Source organism: Rhizobium sp. T1470 (assembly GCF_042140505.1).
Taxonomy (GTDB): domain Bacteria; phylum Pseudomonadota; class Alphaproteobacteria; order Rhizobiales; family Rhizobiaceae; genus Rhizobium; species Rhizobium favelukesii.
Genome location: NZ_CP148091.1, coordinates 1,647,711 through 1,666,336 on the forward strand (window position 1 = coordinate 1,647,711; position 18,626 = coordinate 1,666,336).

17 protein-coding genes and 1 pseudogene are annotated in these 18,626 nt (G+C 58.3%); 10 read left to right on the forward strand and 8 right to left on the reverse strand.

The genetic code is table 11. From position 1 onward, the window contains the following. Positions 1–371: 371 nt before the first annotated feature. The 5 genes from WGT02_RS08235 to WGT02_RS08255 all read left to right on the forward strand — a co-directional run bounded on the left by WGT02_RS08235 (position 372) and on the right by WGT02_RS08255 (position 5,033). The gene (locus WGT02_RS08235) at positions 372–782 is read left to right on the forward strand and encodes a GFA family protein (RefSeq protein WP_208248342.1); all 411 of its coding nucleotides are present in this window, start codon (positions 372–374) and stop codon (positions 780–782) included. A gap of 200 nt (positions 783–982) precedes the next feature. Beyond that, positions 983–1,321, forward strand: coding sequence for a hypothetical protein (locus WGT02_RS08240; RefSeq protein WP_208248341.1), 339 nt, complete (start codon positions 983–985; stop codon positions 1,319–1,321). Between the two features lie 222 nt (positions 1,322–1,543). Further along, positions 1,544–2,449, forward strand: coding sequence for a tyrosine-type recombinase/integrase (locus tag WGT02_RS08245; protein WP_040680778.1), 906 nt, complete (start codon positions 1,544–1,546; stop codon positions 2,447–2,449). 3 nt (positions 2,450–2,452) lie between these two features. Then, complete coding sequence (locus WGT02_RS08250; protein WP_208248329.1) at positions 2,453–3,646, forward strand: IS91 family transposase; 1,194 nt, start codon at positions 2,453–2,455, stop codon at positions 3,644–3,646. A gap of 958 nt (positions 3,647–4,604) precedes the next feature. Continuing rightward, complete coding sequence (locus WGT02_RS08255; RefSeq protein ID WP_208248339.1) at positions 4,605–5,033, forward strand: hypothetical protein; 429 nt, start codon at positions 4,605–4,607, stop codon at positions 5,031–5,033. Positions 5,034–5,491: 458 nt separating this feature from the next. On the opposite strand, the gene WGT02_RS08260 is transcribed toward WGT02_RS08255, so the two are convergent. Together WGT02_RS08260 and WGT02_RS08265 are read right to left on the reverse strand one after the other, a co-directional pair. Further along, positions 5,492–6,364: an LssY C-terminal domain-containing protein gene (locus tag WGT02_RS08260; RefSeq protein WP_208248337.1), complete on the reverse strand. Its 873-nt coding sequence runs from the start codon at positions 6,362–6,364 to the stop codon at positions 5,492–5,494. 658 nt (positions 6,365–7,022) lie between these two features. Continuing rightward, the gene (locus WGT02_RS08265) at positions 7,023–7,667 is read right to left on the reverse strand and encodes a hypothetical protein (protein ID WP_024319177.1); all 645 of its coding nucleotides are present in this window, start codon (positions 7,665–7,667) and stop codon (positions 7,023–7,025) included. A gap of 693 nt (positions 7,668–8,360) precedes the next feature. Between WGT02_RS08265 and WGT02_RS08270 the strand changes: the two genes are divergently transcribed. Then, positions 8,361–9,026 carry a hypothetical protein gene (locus tag WGT02_RS08270; protein WP_208248335.1) on the forward strand — a complete coding sequence of 222 codons (666 nt, stop codon included), beginning with the start codon at positions 8,361–8,363 and terminating at the stop codon, positions 9,024–9,026. 539 nt (positions 9,027–9,565) lie between these two features. Here WGT02_RS08270 and WGT02_RS08275 read toward each other — a convergent pair. From WGT02_RS08275 to istA, 4 genes are all read right to left on the reverse strand, one after another. Beyond that, positions 9,566–10,039 carry a hypothetical protein gene (locus WGT02_RS08275; RefSeq protein WP_024319175.1) on the reverse strand — a complete coding sequence of 158 codons (474 nt, stop codon included), beginning with the start codon at positions 10,037–10,039 and terminating at the stop codon, positions 9,566–9,568. 93 nt (positions 10,040–10,132) lie between these two features. Further along, on the reverse strand, positions 10,133–10,471 hold the full coding sequence (locus WGT02_RS08280) for a hypothetical protein (RefSeq protein WP_208248333.1): 339 nt from the start codon (positions 10,469–10,471) through the stop codon (positions 10,133–10,135). A gap of 256 nt (positions 10,472–10,727) precedes the next feature. Beyond that, positions 10,728–11,624 carry an IS21-like element helper ATPase IstB gene (gene istB / locus WGT02_RS08285; protein ID WP_208245168.1) on the reverse strand — a complete coding sequence of 299 codons (897 nt, stop codon included), beginning with the start codon at positions 11,622–11,624 and terminating at the stop codon, positions 10,728–10,730. After that, a complete protein-coding gene (gene istA / locus WGT02_RS08290) occupies positions 11,621–13,093 on the reverse strand; it encodes an IS21 family transposase (RefSeq protein WP_208245170.1) in 1,473 nt (490 codons plus the stop codon). Before istA ends, istB begins: the two co-directional genes overlap by 4 nt. Before the next feature lie 260 nt (positions 13,094–13,353). Here istA and WGT02_RS08295 point away from each other — a divergent pair, with 260 nt between their 5' ends. From WGT02_RS08295 to WGT02_RS08310, 4 genes are all read left to right on the forward strand, one after another. Continuing rightward, positions 13,354–14,193 (forward strand): site-specific integrase, encoded by an 840-nt coding sequence (locus WGT02_RS08295; protein WP_263622572.1) that lies wholly within the window; start codon positions 13,354–13,356, stop codon positions 14,191–14,193. A gap of 3 nt (positions 14,194–14,196) precedes the next feature. Continuing rightward, positions 14,197–15,390 (forward strand): IS91 family transposase, encoded by a 1,194-nt coding sequence (locus WGT02_RS08300; protein ID WP_208248329.1) that lies wholly within the window; start codon positions 14,197–14,199, stop codon positions 15,388–15,390. Between the two features lie 676 nt (positions 15,391–16,066). Beyond that, positions 16,067–16,552: a BA14K family protein gene (locus tag WGT02_RS08305; protein WP_208248327.1), complete on the forward strand. Its 486-nt coding sequence runs from the start codon at positions 16,067–16,069 to the stop codon at positions 16,550–16,552. Between the two features lie 210 nt (positions 16,553–16,762). Then, on the forward strand, positions 16,763–17,071 hold the full coding sequence (locus WGT02_RS08310) for a hypothetical protein (RefSeq protein ID WP_231052137.1): 309 nt from the start codon (positions 16,763–16,765) through the stop codon (positions 17,069–17,071). A gap of 374 nt (positions 17,072–17,445) precedes the next feature. Here WGT02_RS08310 and WGT02_RS08315 read toward each other — a convergent pair whose 3' ends face one another. Continuing rightward, on the reverse strand, positions 17,446–17,946 hold the full coding sequence (locus WGT02_RS08315; RefSeq protein WP_339151126.1) for a YciI family protein: 501 nt from the start codon (positions 17,944–17,946) through the stop codon (positions 17,446–17,448). A 124-nt stretch (positions 17,947–18,070) separates the two neighbouring features. Continuing rightward, positions 18,071–18,569 (reverse strand): annotated as a pseudogene (locus tag WGT02_RS08320) (tyrosine-type recombinase/integrase). Positions 18,570–18,626 lie beyond the last annotated feature (57 nt).

The window sequence follows — 18,626 nt, forward strand, 5'->3', positions numbered from 1 at the left end:
TTGCCGAAAAGTCAGCCAATTCGCGATTTGAGTGAATGGTGCCGCTCGATGCTGTTTCACGTCCGTTACACGGCCCCACACGCAGCTTGAACGCAAAATTGGCAGGTCCCCCAGCTCAATTTTCTGTGTCGGCCTCTACGGCCGTTAAAAAAATCAGAGTTTGCAGAAAGCGGACTTTTTCAACAATATCGGCCCGAAGCGGTCACCCCTAGACTTCGGCATGTCCGTGATCTACTTTGATGCTTGGTGAGCCTGACATCTTATCAGGTCTCCGCCCCCTCGCATCGCCTGCCGCAAGAATTGCGGTTCGGGCCTGCGCTTCAGCCCTCACAATTCAACTTGATTTCACCGCGTAAGCGGGAGGAGTTTCCATGGCCGATGCCCAATGCGCCTGTGGCGCTCTCAGACTGGCCTTTAGCGAACGGCCGCAATTGACGGCGCTCTGTCACTGTTTTGCGTGCCAGCGAAGAACGGGCGCACCGTTCAGCGCCAATGCGTTCTACGCGACTGACTGTGTCGAAATATCCGGAACGTCGACGGAATTCATTCGCACCGCCGATAGCGGTCGCAAGGTTCACATGCATTTTTGCCCGACCTGCGGTTCGACCGTCTATTGGAAGGCCGATGCCGCGCCGTCCTGGATCGGTGTGGGGGTCGGTTCATTTGCCGACCCGGCCTATTCGCCGCCTGCCATGTCTGTCTTCGAGCAATCGAAACATCCGTGGGTACAGCTTGACGACACGGTTGAGCATTTCAAAGGTCTTCCAGCCCGCCTGGATTAAGGGTGGTGCGAAACCTTCTTTGTCCTCATTTGCCGCTGCGCCGGCCCGATCCCTCGTCTGCTTCCGCAGGGGGGCTCACGGGATGAATGCAACACACTATTCTTTTGTCAAAGAGGAGTGTGGACATGAAGCGTCGGCGGGTGATTTCCGAAGCGAGGCGTATAAACTGGCAACCTTTACGATGAATGGAGGATGTGCTGATGCCCCGCTTTCTTGCCGTTTACACCATGAAGCCCGAGGACCTGGCGTCCTTTCGAAGCCTGCCCAAAGCCGAGCAGGATGCAGTCGACGCCGTCGGCATAAAAGAGTGGTCGGCGTGGGAAGAAAGAAATGCTTCATCCATCCTTGATCCTGGCGGAATGGTGGGCAAGACGACACGCATGACCAAGGAGGGCGTCGTCAACGCGGTGAATTCGTTCTGCGGCTACTTGGTGGTCGAAGCGGAGAGCGCTGATGCCGCTGCACGACTGTTCGAAGACCACCCGCACATCACCGTTTTTCCGGGCGACGGGGTGGATATAATGCCTTTTTTGACGTGACCTCTTTGCGCGGGCATCACCACAGCCGATGATCTCACCTCAGCGACGAGGGGGTCCGCATTGGGCCCTGATTGGCCACGCGTAACGGCAGCTTTGTGCCCCATGCACGAACCCGCTTCGCGGGAGGGCGTGCGCGGTGAGGTTGGTGTGATTATCTGAAGTTCTGGGCAGGCTGTTGGTGTTGCCTGACCATTGAGTTCCCTTCAACGAGAGGAACGTTCAATGGCCAGCTTCTCCAATGATGCCCCGACCACCCCGCTTCGCCAGCGCATGCAGGAAGACATGGTGATGCGAGGGTTGGGATCCCACACTCAGCAGGACTACATCCGTCATGTCCGGCGCTTCGCCACGTTTCTTGGGCGTACCCCTGACACCGCAATGGTCGAGGACATACGACATTTCCAGTTGTATCAGCATGAGAACGGTGTGGGTCCGGCCACGATCAACGGCACGGTTTCGGCGCTACGCTTTCTGTTTGCGGTGACGCTAAAGCGGCGGGATCTGGCGCGAGCGCTGGTGATAACCCGCAATCCACGCAAGCTACCCGATGTGCTGAGCATGGAGGAAGCTGCGCGGTTGCTCGAGGCGGCGCCAGGCATCAAATACAAAGCGGCGCTTGGCGTGGCCTATGGCGCGGGCTTGCGCGTCTCCGAGGTCGCGCATCTCAAGGTCGATGACATCGACTCGACGCGCATGCTGATCCGCGTTGAACAAGGCAAGGGACGCAAGGATCGCAATGCCCTGCTTTCTCCGCAACTCCTTGAACTGCTGCGACTGTGGTGGCGCGAAGGAAAGCGGCGCGGCGTGATGCTGCCTCATGGCTGGCTGTTTCCGGGGCGCAGTCGCACCGACCCGATCTCGTCGCGGCAACTGCATCGCGCGGTTCAGGAAGCTGCGGAGGTCGCCGGCATCCACAAGCGCGTCAGCCCGCATACCCTACGGCACAGCTTTGCCACCCACCTTCTGGAGGATGGCACCGATATCCGCGTCATCCAGGTTCTGCTCGGACATAGCAAGCTGGAGACGACCGCGCTCTATGCGAAGGTCTCCACCCGGACTATTCACGCGGTCGCAGGGCCCCTCGACCGGCTGATGGCGCTGATGGAAGGCAAAACGCCCGACGGCTGAGCCATGCGCACCTCGATTGAGGTCGCCGATATCTTCCGTGTTGCCGGGCCGACCTATCGGAAAGCCCATGGGGGACACCTCAGCTTGGCCCAGTTCAAAGTGATGTCGGCGGTCGAGCACTGCCGCACCGCTTCATTGGGCGGCCATGTCGAGGCCTGCGAGGATTGCGGAGAGTGGCGCATTGCCTACAATTCCTGCCGGAACCGGCATTGCCCGAAGTGCCAGGGCGCCGCCGCACGCACATGGCTCGCCGAGCGCGAGGCTGATCTCTTGCCGGTCGGATACTTCCATGTCGTCTTCACGCTGCCTGCCGAGATCGCCGCGATCGCCTTCTACAACAAGGCGCTCGTCTACGACCTTCTGTTCAAGGCCGCATCGGAAACGATGCTGACAATCGCCGCCGATCCGAAGCATCTCGGCGCGCGCATCGGCATGACCGCCGTGCTGCACACATGGGGATCGGCCATGACCCATCATCCCCATGTTCACATGATCGTGCCAAGCGGCGGCATCTCCCTTGATGGGTCACGCTGGATATCGTCACGTCCTGCATTCCTCTTGCCGGTGCGTGTGCTAGGCAAGCTCTTCCGGCGCTTGTTCCTCACGAGACTGCTCCAACTCCACGATGCCGGGCGGCTCGCCTTCTTCGGTTCGGCTGCGCATCTCACTGACCGTCGGGCATTCGTACGGTACCTGTCGCCGGTGCGAAAGAAGCGTTGGGTCGTTTATGCCAAGCCGCCCTTCGCGGGACCTGAGGCGGTTCTTGCCTATCTGTCACGATATACGCACCGGGTGGCCATCTCGAACAGTCGTCTGATCTCGTTCGACGAGACCGGTGTCACCTTCCGCTACAAGGACTACCGCCGCGACGGCCGCGACCGGCAGCAAATCATGACGCTCGCGACCGTCGAGTTCATTCGCCGCTTCCTGCTCCATGTCCTGCCGCGCGGGTTCCACCGCATCCGGCATTACGGTCTGCTCGCCGGCAGCTCCCGAAAGATCAGCATCGCTCGCGCCCGCGAACTCCTGAACGCTGTCCCGCCGCCCGCTGACGACGCAACCGATGAGCCGAACGATATCCGCCCGCCATGCCCATGCTGCGGCGGACGTATGATCGTCGTCAAGGTGTTCGAACGCTGGCGGCAACCGCGCGGACCGCCAGATAAGGCAACAACGAACCGGGAGAGTGCGTCATGACCCGGCATGGCAGATCCATTCATATGGTCCACTCAAAACAGAGCCGGCCAACGGGAGGGCCTGCGCCAGTCCGAACGGCGCTGGCTTCCAACCGGCCAAACGCTCTCCCAATCACCACGAAACTCTCGGCCGTCACACCCGAAAACACCAATCTTCACCCGCTGGGACCGACAAGCGACGCTGCGAGCAGCGGCCCGCCGGAAGATCCGATACACAAAACCCCATAGCTCACGGAATGCCGACCGCGGGTTCCTGCATGAGAGGCTTTCGTACGCCTAACGGCACCCGAAACCCTTCACCAAAGGCGACATGACTGTGTCCCGAAGATTTCATTTACCACAGTTTTGAATTTGCGATTGGACGCTCGCATAAATTGTCTCATTCAGTTCTTTCGAAATTATCGGCAAGTCCTGGAACACGTCATGTTGTGGAAGCTCTTTGCAGGGGCCCTTTCTCTCTACCTCCTTGGTTGCATCTATCTTCTGTACGCTAATGAGCCCACTATCGAGTTGCTGGTCGATGGCATAATGCAGCTATTGGGCGTTGCCGCCGTCATAACGTACGGATTTGACATCGAGATAATCGACCGTCGATGCTGGAGCTACTTGTCCAAGGTATTTGTAGTTTACATTGTCTACTACGTGGTCCGACCGCTTTGGGTTCTTTGGAACATGCCGACATCTGGGACTGATCCAACAACAATATCATTGCTATGGGTTACACTAGGATCGGCGCTCTTGCTTATCATCGTCGTGGGCTACTTTCAGTTGCTCGCAATGCTGCGTTGTGCGCGCGGTGAAGCCGTGGCGCGGCGGTGACCGTCTGCAATTGGCGCGATGCCGCCGAGGTTGGCGTCTGCTGTTGGCCCAAAGCCGCCATAAAGTTGTATCAATGCATCTCACAATTTCGCAACTTCATGTTGATATTAGTGCTTTTTCGAGAAAGCTAATGGTGGATTATGGAGTTCTTGCGCGCTTCCATTTTGGCTGCCGTTGGTATGGTGATCTTAGGAGACTTCATCGCCTTGATGACCCGATTTGACCGCCTGAGGGACCCAGATCGGGTTGGCTTTATTTTGAATGTTCCGACGATTCCATCATCCGTCCGAAACGTCGAATGTTCGTCGGGCGCTATCACCGATGTGATAATCACCTGCGCCTTCGCCATTGACGCCAAGGATTTTGATCAGCTTCTGGTCGGCTGGCAGTTTGAGAAAAGTACCAGCGGAAGAAGCACCTCATACATGAGTTATCCCGATCTCGGGCGCGAGTTCGATGTTGCGACTGCCTATAGCGCCGAACCAGAAAGCTTCAAACACGGCGGCAGCGTCGATCTCGTCAGCAACGCTGATCGAACGCTTGCCGTGGCAAGCAGGTTCGAAGAATGATCTTGTGTTGGCAGGTGTTAGGTACAACGGTGTCCGCATCCGGCCGATAGTGTTGAAAAAGTCGAAAATCCGAGCTTGCCGAAAAGTCAGCCAATTCGCGATTTGAGCGAATGTTGCCGCTCGATGCTGTTTCACTTCCGTTACACGGCCCACACGCTGCCTGAACGCGAAACTGGCGGGCCCCCCAGCTTAATATTCTGTGTCGGCCTCTACGGCCGTGAAAAAAAATCAGAGTTTGCAGAAAACGGACTTTTTCAACAGTATCGGCCCATTGCAGACGTGCACCCCGCTGCTACGCAACAATGCGGACCATGGAGCATGTGCCACAAACCGTCGCGAGCGATTTAAGCTCGGCGCGTTGCACGCTGGCTGTCAGGGTCCTAGACTGGTGGGAACTCGGTCTTTCTCTTGATCAAGAGCGCTCGGCACTTTGAATTCATTCGGTCTGGTTTGCCGGATCAGGGTGCATCCGGCCCGACAACGGCACCGGCGTGACCGGCACCCGTGGCACTGAGAGTCAAGCTGGCAAACGCGATCTCGCCATCGGTAATGTAATGGTTGACCTTTCCGATGTTCAAACGTGAGCCAGATTGGTGCCGCGCGACCTCCCCGATTACTTGCTTTGCCCTCAGTTCATTGACTATGTAGTCGCGCTCGGCGTTCGTATCGGAATCGGTCTTATGTGTGACTTGGAATGTCAGCCAAGTCAGAGAAAGACCGGTATCTCTGGTGCCCGCCCCAACCCATAGGACCCGCTCCTCGGGCGATGGCCTGTCGGTATTCAACCAGAAGCTCGCCGCGCTCATGTCGTCCTCGGAATGGGCAAGACTAAGGGCCCAGAAACGGATGTGATGGCGCTTGCGGGGGCTATCGTCGATGGGCTCCTGGAATCCTATGTCCTGCCGTCGTCCAAAGAGATAGAAGGTGCTGAAAGGTGCGGTGGGATAGGCAGAGTTCATCAGGAAAGCGCGTACCATTCGCAACGAGCTTGCGATCCCCAAATGGTCGGCCGTGGACCAGCCTGCCGTTGCAAAGGCCTCGCGGAGTTGTTGAAGATTGCCGATGAGGGCGAAATTTATAGGATCGCCGGGCAGGCCATCGGCCGTGATCGTGTATCTGGGGATCAGCCCCCGATGAAGAACCTTCAGGGACAGTCGGACGACGTTCGGAAGAATGACGTAAGCAGCCAGGCCATATGTGAGGCACACCGCAACGAGCCATGGAAACCTGTGGTCCGCAGTATCGAAAACAACGAAGACGATCAGCCAAACGCTGAGTACACCCAGACAGAAAACCAGAAACCTCCGGAAAAGGCGCGTCAGCAATCTCAAGACACAGTCTCCTCGTCTGGCGTCTGATGGGCTGGCAGTCGCCCTCGCTGTTCGTCACCGGGATTTTAGCACCCGAGAGTATGCAAATGATAGCGCCGCCTTCGCTCATTATGGGCCATATCGAGCGAGCCCCCACCACACGCTAGCGGAACCATGTGGCACTTGCTCCATGACGCCGCAAAAGTGGTGACCTCACCGCGAGCGTAAATGCTCATCTCGCGAAGGTCGAGTATTCCTCCGATGAGGGACACTTCGCCTTTGTTTTCATCAGAAAGCAAGGCATCGAAATAGAACGGATCAAGCGATCACAAAAACTGGATTTCTTTGGCAATCGAAAGCTGCCGACGGCAATCTCTGATGCCGTGCCTCACAATTTCTCCCAAGAAGACTGCGTTAGTGGACCTTCCGCTGCCATCATCAAGATAAGGTTGGACGACCGGACCTACCTCCTCTTTGGTCAGGCACCGGCACCGTAGCTACAGCAATGTGAACGATGACCGCTTGTGGCGCATTCCGGCCAAGACCGTCTTCGTGGCCTTCGCCGGAAGGCGCTCGTCATTGCCCACGTGATGGTGGCCATCGGAGCAGTTCCGATGGGTGCCTGTTGTCTGCTGCCCAACTATGGCAAACGACTTCCGCATTATAATTCTGGCCGTTCTCAATGACGCGCGTGCTGTACATTGCCGTCGGCGGAAACCCACCTATCGCAGGCGTCCTTGAGCTTTGTTTTAGCCTCTTCGAGGGCCTCCTCGCCATATAAAGTCACGAAGCTCTGCTCATAGTAACCGTTCGCTGCCAGTTTCTGATGGATTTCTCTTGGCAGGGCATGCGGCGATAGTCGGCTGATCTCTTGGAAGTTATCTTTTCCGAGCCGCTCCATAAGATGAAGGCTATGTCTTGCCTCTACAATTACATTCACTAGCACCGTTTCTCGGTCGGGACTTGGATGGTCGGCGGGCATGAGACGGCATTCGACAGACAGTTCTTCCGGCAGACCATGCTGCTTGCCCTTTTCGGCCTCAGGAAAGAGCGAATAGCTTATGACCTTTCCATTAACGGTAGCCTGCCTAAAGGAATGCTGCGGCTGAGGCGCGGGGTGTTCGCAGAGGAGGGCATTCAGGCGAGCTAGAATAGCATCGGCAGACCCAACAAGGGCCTGACTTCCGAGTATCGTCAAACGGAGTTGCCCGTCTTTCGCACGAGGCACGCTGAAGATGAAGTTGGGACTGTTGAAATTCCTCTGCACGATTTTAAACGCGATTTGGGAATCAATTAGATCATAGAAGAGACTCGAAGGTATCATGGTCTTTCTCCCGATAGCTTTGGACTCGACAAGGGGGATAACGCGCGGCACGTTGGATCGCAGAAGCAAAACTGTGTGATCCGAATCGCTGTTCCTTCAGGGTCGCTCTCGCTGCCCGCGATGTCAAATTCATTGGTCTGCCGCAAGGTGGCGCTTCGGTTTTATGGATTGGGGCCGTAGTTGGTGAGTAGGTTGGCTCCCCAGGATAACATCCCGGCCCCTCCAATTCGCCGCCGCAAGTTCGGGCACCATGGGTGCGGATGTGGCCTGTGGGTGAGGAGAGGCGCTTGCCTCCTGCTAAAATGTGTAGGCCAAGCCGATGAGCAAGGCCACAAAGGCAGCTGCCGCGAACAATGCCCAGGTGCCCTCCTTGGACATAGCTTTCTCTTGGCCGTCGTAATTTGTTTTCTCATGGGTGGGCCCACAAGGATCGCTTGTGTTGTCTGACAAATCGCTTACTCCAATGTAGTACCTGACCAGGGCGGGCGGTTTGTTCCTGACGGTCGTTTGGCATCATTGGAGATCGACGCCGAGGTACTCGGACGGGAGATGCCTTGCGAATACCCTCGACGCCCCCCATCTCCAATGGGTCGGGCGAGCCGACTGCGTTCTCTTTCTGGCTACTGTTTTGCCAGCGGAAAGAATCGTGGTGATATCGGCCGGACTGCAGCTAACTGTCTCAAAAGGAATCCTATGAGCACCTTCGACGTCGCTGCCCTCCTGGTTGTCGCCGGATTTGCATTGGGCGCATTATCAATCAGTGGCTTTCTCTGGGTTCGGCCCATTTTTCAACAACGCGACGAACCCGTCCTTCATGACGATGCCCGCGACCTAGCCATGCGGATCGTTCTCATACTGGATGACTTCGTGGGGTCGTCCCATGCCGCCGCCATGGACTTTCCGGAAATCGACTTGAATGAGCCGTCGAACTTCTTCCTTCATTCCGATAATCCCGTTCTCTTGCTTCCAAAGGACGCGAACTGGACGCTGCTCGGGCGGGAGCTGTCTGACGAAATACGCTGGCTTCCGAACCGGTTGAGGAATGTGCTCGATGCGCTGGAATCGATTGAGATCGACCCTCCAGATTTCAACGATCTTTTCGAGCACCGACAGGAGGACTTCGCGCGACTCGGTTTGCGGGCTATGGACTTAATCGAAAGGCTTTGCTCCGAGTACGGATTGCCACTTCCCGAGCGCCCCGCCTATTTCGATCCGCGAAAAGGGCTTGTCGCAAAACTCCGGGAAATGGAAGAGTTCTGGAAGAGACGCGTCCAGAGTGCGGAGCGAGTTCCGTCTGGTGCGTCGAACATCACCCCAATATTTGGGAGGAACGGTTCGCCTGAGAACCAGTCAAGGTAGTCGACTGCAAGACGCGAAGGCCCCAGCTCCTTCGCGTGAATGCGGTGGAACCACCGACACGGAATTCCTCCCAGGTCAGAAATACCCTGAAAGATACGGTTCTGTCCGAAGATCAAGCTCGAGCGCTGGTTCTTGAGCGAAATCGCAAGATGGCGGGGTCGGCTCACGCTTATGTGCGGCAGCACGAAACGGATTTACGAGTGGCTATCGCAATCAGAGCACACTGAAATTCCGACCGGTCCGGCGATTTGGATTTGCGGCGATTGCGGGCAATCTTGGACCGGTTGCCACCGGCGAGGGGGTGCTCGCCATCCAAATCCGCGATCTCGATCAAACAGTTGTTGGAAATCGGCGTACGACCTGATCCGGCTTGCAGTCGCGGCTCGCTCATCCGACCTGCTCGGCGTGACCACCGCCCTCATGCTGGAGCGCATGATGGAAGGAATACGGCAAAGGCTCATTGCGAGACCTGATCGAAAGCGATCGACCGCACCGCCCATCAACGGGCGGGGCTGGAGAATTCACAAACGGACCGACACCTACCGATGGTCAGCGAAATCAACTGATGAGATGTCTACGCTCCATTCAAAATCCTTGGGCGAAGGTTTGTCTGGTAAGCTCTCCAAGCCTCTATACTTATTTAGCGCCCAGCATGTCCCGTAAACGCCATGCGGCTCAATGATCTTGTAGCTGCTGAGATAGTCGGAGTAAGCTTCAATGCTGAAGCCTGGGCGCTTTGCGACCAATCGGAAGCGCACTACGTTGACCTGCTGGTCCGAGCCGTTGAACAACTGAACGAAAACTGGCTTGGCAGGGTCAAGGCAGCCTTGGGTGCCGGTGCTCGTGCCAACCACCAAGCCCGCTGAGTTGTTGCGGTCGGATTGCTGGAAGTAAACATAGATCCCGATCCCAGCGCCGACGAAAATGGCCGCAATCAGCGCAATCAACGTGGGGCGGGGAAACAGGAAGAAAAAAACTAAAACGATCGCGACCGCAACTATCATGAGGATCATCTGGCGTGCTCCATTTGATTCAGGAGCTAAAGCAGGCACCGATGACAGGCAAGGCTGGTTCGAGACCGACCTCATTTAATCTTCGTTAATCAGTCATTGGTCACGATCAAACCACTCCCAAGTTGCCGCCTCTTTGATCTCGATTTGAAAGATATCGACTGGGTAAGGAGTTACGTCGCCTTCATCCAGACGTTTGTGGTCGGAAGAGGCTGGCGTCGCCTCCTGGCCCATTCCAAACACATTGAGGGCACCAATAGCGGCTGTGTTGTAAAGTGAGCGGTAAGCTCGAACCATAAGAGCTACTGCCGCCAGCGCTTTCGAATGAAGCCATTTCGTGGGCCGGTCAGAAACGACCGAATTATCGCCAAATAGATCGCGGTTCCGTTCGCAGATGTTGGCACTCTTATTAAGGGAAACCGTAGAGGTCTTCAATTAAGCCTGCAAGCCGGGTTGTTTCAAGCATGACCGCTCTTGGGCCCATGCACGAACCCGCTTCGCGGGAGGGCGTGCGCGGTGAGGTTGGTGTGATTATCTGAAGTTCTGGGCAGGCTGTTGGTGTTGCCTGACCATTGAGTTCCCTTCAACGAGAGGAACGTTCAATGGCCAGCTTCTCCAATGATGCCCCGACCACCCCGCTTTATAGCGCGACGATCAGGATGAGACGCGAGCGACAATCTGGATGAGATTCTTATGTCGCGGTTGGAGCGAAGTTATCATGTTGATTGTCGCTGGCAAGAGTTTCATCGTGTTCTGATTGCCGCTCCGCGACAAGCTGGGAAGAGCTTTTGATTGTCGCGAATGAGGCGGGTCTGCCGCGCTGGCGTTTGGCTTCCATGGCCGAACGCCGCCGGTAGCTTTCGACATTCATCTCGAAGATTGTTGCGTGATGGACAAGTCGGTCCACCGCGGCAAGCGTCATGGCCGGGTCTGGAAAGACGCGGTTCCATTCTCCGAAGGGCTGATTGGCGGTGATCATGATGGAACGCCGCTCATATCTTGCGGAGATGAGTTCGAAGAGCACGCTCGTTTCGGCCTGGTCCTTGGTGACGTAGGCCAGGTCGTCGAGGATGAGAAGATCGAACTTGTCGAGCTTTGCGATGGCGGCTTCGAGCTGAAGCTCCCTCCGCGCGACCTGAAGCTTCTGGACGAGATCGGTCGTGCGGGTGAAGAGCACGCGCCAGCCGTTCTCGATTAGCGCGAGGCCGACGGCTGCGGCGAGATGGCTCTTTCCGCCGCCGGGCGGACCGAACATCAGGATATTGGCGCCTTTGGCGAGCCAGCTATCGCCGGCTGCAATCGCCATGACCTGGGCCTTGGAGACCATGGGAACAGCGTCGAAGGCGAAGCTGTCGAGCGTCTTTCCGGGTGGCAGGTGGGCCTCGGCGAGGTGTCTTTCGATCCTGCGATGGGCGCGTTCGGCCAATTCATGCTCGGCGATGGCCGAGAGGAAACGGGCAGCAGGCCATCCTTCCCGATCGGCCTGCTCGGCAAATTGGTGCCAGAACGTCTTGATCGTCGGCAGCCTCAGTTCGTTGAGCATGATGCCGAGGCGGGCTTCATCGACTGTGTGGATGTTGCTCTTCATGCGACCTCTCCCGCATAGGCCGTGCCGATCAGGGCTTCATAACCATTGAGCGACGCGAGTTGCACATGAACGATCGGCAACTGATCCGGGTCCGGGCTGAAGACCGCTCTCAAAGCCGCCAGATCAGGCAGTTTGTGGGCGTCGAGCGTTTTGGCAAGCTCCTCGGCCAGTTCACGCTCGCAACTGCGATCGTGAGCCAAGGCAAGCAGTTCCACGGTGATCTTGCAAGCCTGCCGCTCGGGCAGTTGCTCGATGAGCGCGTCGAAAGTCCTGCGATATTCCGGCCTGGGGAAGAGCTTGTCGCGATAGACGAGCCCCAAAAGCGCCATCGGCTTTTTGCGCAGGGAATGAATGACGTGATGATAGTTGACGACTTGATCGTGCTTGCCACTCGCGTGGGCGCGGCCTCGGGGTAATGTCAGCAGATGCGTGCCGCCGATGAAGACGTCGAGGCGATCGTCGAACAGACGCACCCGCAGCCGGTGGCCAATCAGACGGGAAGGCACGGTGTAGAAGACCTTGCGCAAGGCGAAGCCGCCGGTGCTCGATACGGTGACGATGACCTCTTCGAAGTCGGTGGTGCGACGATCGGGAAGAGCTTGCAGATGCGTGCGCTCGGCATCGATGCGCTTGCCATGTGCGGCATTGCGGCGGCTGACGATCTCATCGATGAAGGCGCGATAGGATCCGAGGTCGCCAAAGTCCCTGGTTCCGCGCATCAGCAGAGCATCGCGGATCGCATTCTTGAGATGGCCGTGGGAACTTTCGATCGAGCCGTTCTCGTGCGCGACGCCCTTGTTGTTGCGCGTCGGCGTCATGCGATAATGGGCGCACAGTTCGTCGTAGCGATGCGTCAGATCGACCTTGGCGTCGGCATCGAGGTTGCGGAAGGCGGCCGATAAGCTGTCGCTGCGATGATAGAGCGGCGAACCGCCAACCGACCACAGGGCGTTCTGCAGCCCCTCGGCCAGAGCGACGAAGCTCTCTCCACCCAGGATGACATGGGCATGCTCGAAGCCCGACCAGACCAGCCGGAAGTGATAAAGCAGATGATCGAGCGATTGGCCGGCGATCGTCACGCCGAGGCTGCCCATGTCGGTAAAATCCGACAGTCCTAACCGACCGGGTTCGTGCATCTGACGGAAGATCACTTCCTGCTCCTGACCGTGAACAGCCCGCCATGATCGGATACGACGCTCAATCGTACGGCGAACACCTTCTGACAGCTCTGGATGACGCCGCAGCATCTCGTTGTAAACGGCGACCGCTCGGATGCCGGGCGCGGCCTTGAGGAGCGGAACAACCTCGGCGTCGAAGATGTGCTCAAGGGGATCGGGGCGACGCCGGTCGCGCGGCGGCTTGGTCTGCGATGGAAGACGCGCATCCTTCTCGATGCGGTAAGCCGTCGCCCGGCTGATCGACGCCTTGGCGGCAGCGACCTCAATGGGGTTGTTTTGTCGGTACTTCATAAAAAGCCTCGTCTGATGATCGGTTACATGGCGACCCGGCACAAAGGTGATTCTCCATTCTCAGAAAATCACCGACGCTACCGGGCCAACCGCGATCATGAGACGCCGAAAAATTGCGCCGCGGCGGGGGTGTAACTCCAGTCGGGCTACGCCCTCCCTTCGTCACACCCCCGCCGCCGAGTCTCATCCTGATTGACGCTGAGTCTCACCTTGTTTGTCGCCGCGCACCGCTTCGCCAGCGCATGCAGGAAGACATGGTGATGCGAGGGTTGGGATCCCACACTCAGCAGGACTACATCCGTCATGTCCGGCGCTTCGCCACGTTTCTTGGGCGTACCCCTGACACCGCAATGGTCGAGGACATACGACATTTCCAGTTGTATCAGCATGAGAACGGTGTGGGTCCGGCCACGATCAACGGCACGGTTTCGGCGCTACGCTTTCTGTTTGCGGTGACGCTAAAGCGGCGGGATCTGGCGCGAGCGCTGGTGATAACCCGCAATCCACGCAAGCTACCCGATGTGCTGAGCATGGAGGAAGCTGCGCGGTTGCTCGAGGCGGCGCCAGGCATCAAATACAAAGCGGCGCTTGGCGTGGCCTATGGCGCGGGCTTGCGCGTCTCCGAGGTCGCGCATCTCAAGGTCGATGACATCGACTCGACGCGCATGCTGATCCGCGTTGAACAAGGCAAGGGACGCAAGGATCGCAATGCCCTGCTTTCTCCGCAACTCCTTGAACTGCTGCGACTGTGGTGGCGCGAAGGAAAGCGGCGCGGCGTGATGCTGCCTCATGGCTGGCTGTTTCCGGGGCGCAGTCGCACCGACCCGATCTCGTCGCGGCAACTGCATCGCGCGGTTCAGGAAGCTGCGGAGGTCGCCGGCATCCACAAGCGCGTCAGCCCGCATACCCTACGGCACAGCTTTGCCACCCACCTTCTGGAGGATGGCACCGATATCCGCGTCATCCAGGTTCTGCTCGGACATAGCAAGCTGGAGACGACCGCGCTCTATGCGAAGGTCTCCACCCGGACTATTCACGCGGTCGCAGGGCCCCTCGACCGGCTGATGGCGCTGATGGAAGGCAAAACGCCCGACGGCTGAGCCATGCGCACCTCGATTGAGGTCGCCGATATCTTCCGTGTTGCCGGGCCGACCTATCGGAAAGCCCATGGGGGACACCTCAGCTTGGCCCAGTTCAAAGTGATGTCGGCGGTCGAGCACTGCCGCACCGCTTCATTGGGCGGCCATGTCGAGGCCTGCGAGGATTGCGGAGAGTGGCGCATTGCCTACAATTCCTGCCGGAACCGGCATTGCCCGAAGTGCCAGGGCGCCGCCGCACGCACATGGCTCGCCGAGCGCGAGGCTGATCTCTTGCCGGTCGGATACTTCCATGTCGTCTTCACGCTGCCTGCCGAGATCGCCGCGATCGCCTTCTACAACAAGGCGCTCGTCTACGACCTTCTGTTCAAGGCCGCATCGGAAACGATGCTGACAATCGCCGCCGATCCGAAGCATCTCGGCGCGCGCATCGGCATGACCGCCGTGCTGCACACATGGGGATCGGCCATGACCCATCATCCCCATGTTCACATGATCGTGCCAAGCGGCGGCATCTCCCTTGATGGGTCACGCTGGATATCGTCACGTCCTGCATTCCTCTTGCCGGTGCGTGTGCTAGGCAAGCTCTTCCGGCGCTTGTTCCTCACGAGACTGCTCCAACTCCACGATGCCGGGCGGCTCGCCTTCTTCGGTTCGGCTGCGCATCTCACTGACCGTCGGGCATTCGTACGGTACCTGTCGCCGGTGCGAAAGAAGCGTTGGGTCGTTTATGCCAAGCCGCCCTTCGCGGGACCTGAGGCGGTTCTTGCCTATCTGTCACGATATACGCACCGGGTGGCCATCTCGAACAGTCGTCTGATCTCGTTCGACGAGACCGGTGTCACCTTCCGCTACAAGGACTACCGCCGCGACGGCCGCGACCGGCAGCAAATCATGACGCTCGCGACCGTCGAGTTCATTCGCCGCTTCCTGCTCCATGTCCTGCCGCGCGGGTTCCACCGCATCCGGCATTACGGTCTGCTCGCCGGCAGCTCCCGAAAGATCAGCATCGCTCGCGCCCGCGAACTCCTGAACGCTGTCCCGCCGCCCGCTGACGACGCAACCGATGAGCCGAACGATATCCGCCCGCCATGCCCATGCTGCGGCGGACGTATGATCGTCGTCAAGGTGTTCGAACGCTGGCGGCAACCGCGCGGACCGCCAGATAAGGCAACAACGAACCGGGAGAGTGCGTCATGACCCGGCATGGCAGATCCATTCATATGGTCCACTCAAAACAGAGCCGGCCAACGGGAGGGCCTGCGCCAGTCCGAATGGCGCTGGCTTCCAACCGGCCAAACGCTCTCCCAATCACCACGAAACTCTCGGCCGTCACACCCGAAAACACCAATCTTCACCCGCTGGGACCGACAAGCGACGCTGCGAGCAGCGGCCCGCCGGAAGATCCGATACACAAAACCCCATAGCTCACGGAATGCCGACCGCGGGTTCCTGCATGAGAGGCTTTCGTACGCCTGACGGCACCCGAAACCCTTCACCGAAGCGGTCGCGTCTGTCTGGCAGCCGACCGTCTGCATTGGGGAAAGCGGTCAGGTCTCGATTTAAGGGAATGCACTCACGAAATCTGCAGTTGTAGAGAGATCGCGTTGTCCAGACGGGCGGACGGCCCCGGATCCGCCCGGCCGCCCATTCTGGTAGAATTTGGGGCGAGCGTTCGCGATCAACAAACTGCGTTTTTCGCGCGGGGCGATGCGACACCGTGAATGGGCCATTATTGAAAGAAAGCTTCCTGCGACTGCATAATTCCTCGAATCAAAATCGATTCTAAGGTAAAATTGCGCCGCTCATTTAAAGGGCTGCAGCGTCGTTGCGCGCCGTATTCGACGCGGGGCGCTGTAGAGGAAAGGTGAAGCCAATGAAAAGGTTAGCAATCGTTACCCTGTCGCTGGTGACGGCGCTGACGAGCGTCCCGCCGGCCATTGCGTTTCCCACCGTTGCCGTGCCGAAGATCGAAGTATCAGAGGCGCAGCCCGTCCAGTACAGGCATTACCGCGGCGGCTACAATCGCGGATACGGGGGCGGCTATCGCGGGTATGGACACCACAATGGTGGCGACGGTTGGGCTTGGGCACTCGGCGGTCTCGCGACGGGCGCAATTATCGGCGGATTGCTGGCGCAGCCGAGCTATTATGGCCCCAGCTACTACGATCAGGGCTACTACGGGCCGACCTATTACCGTCAGCATTACTACGCGCCCCCGCGCTATTACCGTCAGGTCTATTCTGGCGGCAACGCACATACGCGCTGGTGCTATGCGCGCTACCGGTCCTACAGAGCTTACGACAACACGTTCCAGCCCTTCTACGGTTCGCGACGCGCGTGCGCCTCACCCTACTATTGATTGCGGGCGTACTTGGCTTGGCATTAATTGAGATCAGTTCCAAGTCTCTATCGGCCCGAAGCGGTCGCTCGACGAGAGCTTGGGGCCTTTCCTATGCTGCTCACTCGGCCTTCTAGGGACAGTCTTAGAGAGCAAAGGCGGCAGACGACCAAAATGCTGGCGGAGATACTCAGCGACCGATCGAGGCCTCCATTCGAAAGACTTCGATCGTTGGTCCATGCGTTCCTCCGCTCGGAATGCGAGGAGGCATCCGTTCGGATCGCGCTCAGCGATGCCGCGCCGCTCTACCGCGACGCCCCCGAGGCCGAGGCATCAAAGAGCGCGACCGAGCCGGTCATGGAGGAATTCATGCTTGACGTCCTGCCGGCAGCGTCGAAGCCAGTTCGCGATGTCGCATGTGATTTGATCATGACCACGCTGGGTACGGTCGGCCAGGATTTCTCGGCAACGCCGAGGACAGAGGACGATCACCGCTTTCTTGTTTTGCGCATACCTGCAAAGCCTGGTGAACCGGACTGATCCGGCCGCGACGGCGAAATAGAAAGCAAGCCGCTCTTCACGTCTGCCTTGCCGTGACGTCGCCATGTAGTCTTGACCGCAATTGGCGCAAACGCTCAAGGTCTGATATGTCCGGAAGCGGCCCCCTTGCGGTCATGACTCACAGCGATCCTCTCGATGGTTTGACATCAGTTGTAGTTCGTATCCCTTTAATCCAGCCCCGGAAGCGGCGGCAGCCAAAGGCACGCCGGACGGCGAGCGCGTCTTGCGCCAGCACGGCGACGAACCTGGCTGTTCAATGCGAATACCGCTTCGATCGCTGGCGCGTCTCGCCTACGGTCAAACCGCCTTTTTGACAAAGGCTAGAGGAGACAAGCCGGCTTACTCTGACGGGATCAGGCAACGCCGAGCTTCCCGCGCTCCCCTTCACGAGGTGTCGAGAGTTTCTCGGGTGTCAGAAACTCGGCCAGATCCGCCGCCTCGTAGAACGGGCGGATCTCCATCTCACTCTTACCCGACATGAATTTGGGGGCGCGCTTCGCCCAAGCCATGGCCTCGTCCATGTCCCTGACCTCCCAGATCGAGAAACCGGCGACCAGCTCGCGGGTCTCGGCGAACGGCCCATCGATGACCGTGTGGCCCGGACCATCGAGAATGATGCGTTTGGCTTGAGCGCTATTCTGGAGGCCGGCGGCAGCAATGAAGACGCCGGCCTTGACCAGCTCCTCGGTGAACCGATCCATCGCCGCGAACGCCTCGGCCGTGGGAGGCAGGCTATTGTCGCGGACTTCAGTGGCTTTCGCGAACACCATAACTCGCATCATCTGTCTCCTTGTTTGTGCCGGCGCTTTTGGCCTCCAATATGTACGACGAATGAGCGTGTCGAAAATCGACATCGTTCAGCAGATTTTTCTCGAGGTTCGAAGCGGAGCAGGAACGGCCGCTTTCGGGGCGGTCCGATAGCGCGATGGCCGCACTTGGCGCGAGGGAGACCATCGGCGTTGGCCGATGGTCTGTTGATCACAATTCAATTTGCTCAGCAATCCGAAGGGCGTCATCGACCTCCACGCCGAGATATCTTACGGTGCTTTCGAGCTTCGTGTGGCCAAGCAGAATTTGAACGGCACGCAGGTTGCCCGTCTTCTTGTAAATCTGCGCTGCCTTGGTTCTCCTCATCGAGTATCTGCCGTAGGCGTCGCTTCCAGGCCGATGCTTCCGATGGACGATTCGGGCATACTGTCGCGTCGATAGATGCTGCGACGCCTTACGACGGCTTGGGAAAAGGTAGCGGCCGCCATTTCGTCGAACAAGGGGAACCATGCTATCAGCGCGGACTTTGTCTGCTCAGTGACTTCGAACTGAACGCGGCGCTTTGTTTTCTTCTGGATAATGGTCGCACGATCTCGGATGGGTCCTCCGGACCATAGGTCGTCGACCCTCAGCTGACGAGGTCGCAGGCGCGAAGCTTGCTATCTATCGCAAGATTAAAGAGAGCAAGCTCCAGCGTTGCGCCGGTCATTTCAAGACGGACGCAGATCGACCAAACGTTCTTTGGCTGAAGTGGCCGCTTCTGACC

Coding starts and splice junctions, on each gene's coding strand:
- istB (WP_208245168.1), bottom strand. CDS start 11,624: ATGAAGAGCAACATCCACACAGTCGATGAAGCCCGCCTCGGCATCATG.
- WGT02_RS08255 (WP_208248339.1), top strand. CDS start 4,605: ATGGAGTTCTTGCGCGCTTCCATTTTGGCTGCCGTTGGTATGGTGATC.
- WGT02_RS08270 (WP_208248335.1), top strand. CDS start 8,361: ATGAGCACCTTCGACGTCGCTGCCCTCCTGGTTGTCGCCGGATTTGCA.
- WGT02_RS08240 (WP_208248341.1), top strand. CDS start 983: ATGCCCCGCTTTCTTGCCGTTTACACCATGAAGCCCGAGGACCTGGCG.
- WGT02_RS08245 (WP_040680778.1), top strand. CDS start 1,544: ATGGCCAGCTTCTCCAATGATGCCCCGACCACCCCGCTTCGCCAGCGC.
- WGT02_RS08265 (WP_024319177.1), bottom strand. CDS start 7,667: ATGATACCTTCGAGTCTCTTCTATGATCTAATTGATTCCCAAATCGCG.
- WGT02_RS08275 (WP_024319175.1), bottom strand. CDS start 10,039: ATGATCCTCATGATAGTTGCGGTCGCGATCGTTTTAGTTTTTTTCTTC.
- istA (WP_208245170.1), bottom strand. CDS start 13,093: ATGAAGTACCGACAAAACAACCCCATTGAGGTCGCTGCCGCCAAGGCG.
- WGT02_RS08295 (WP_263622572.1), top strand. CDS start 13,354: ATGCGAGGGTTGGGATCCCACACTCAGCAGGACTACATCCGTCATGTC.
- WGT02_RS08300 (WP_208248329.1), top strand. CDS start 14,197: ATGCGCACCTCGATTGAGGTCGCCGATATCTTCCGTGTTGCCGGGCCG.
- WGT02_RS08315 (WP_339151126.1), bottom strand. CDS start 17,946: ATGTCGATTTTCGACACGCTCATTCGTCGTACATATTGGAGGCCAAAA.
- WGT02_RS08250 (WP_208248329.1), top strand. CDS start 2,453: ATGCGCACCTCGATTGAGGTCGCCGATATCTTCCGTGTTGCCGGGCCG.
- WGT02_RS08235 (WP_208248342.1), top strand. CDS start 372: ATGGCCGATGCCCAATGCGCCTGTGGCGCTCTCAGACTGGCCTTTAGC.
- WGT02_RS08305 (WP_208248327.1), top strand. CDS start 16,067: ATGAAAAGGTTAGCAATCGTTACCCTGTCGCTGGTGACGGCGCTGACG.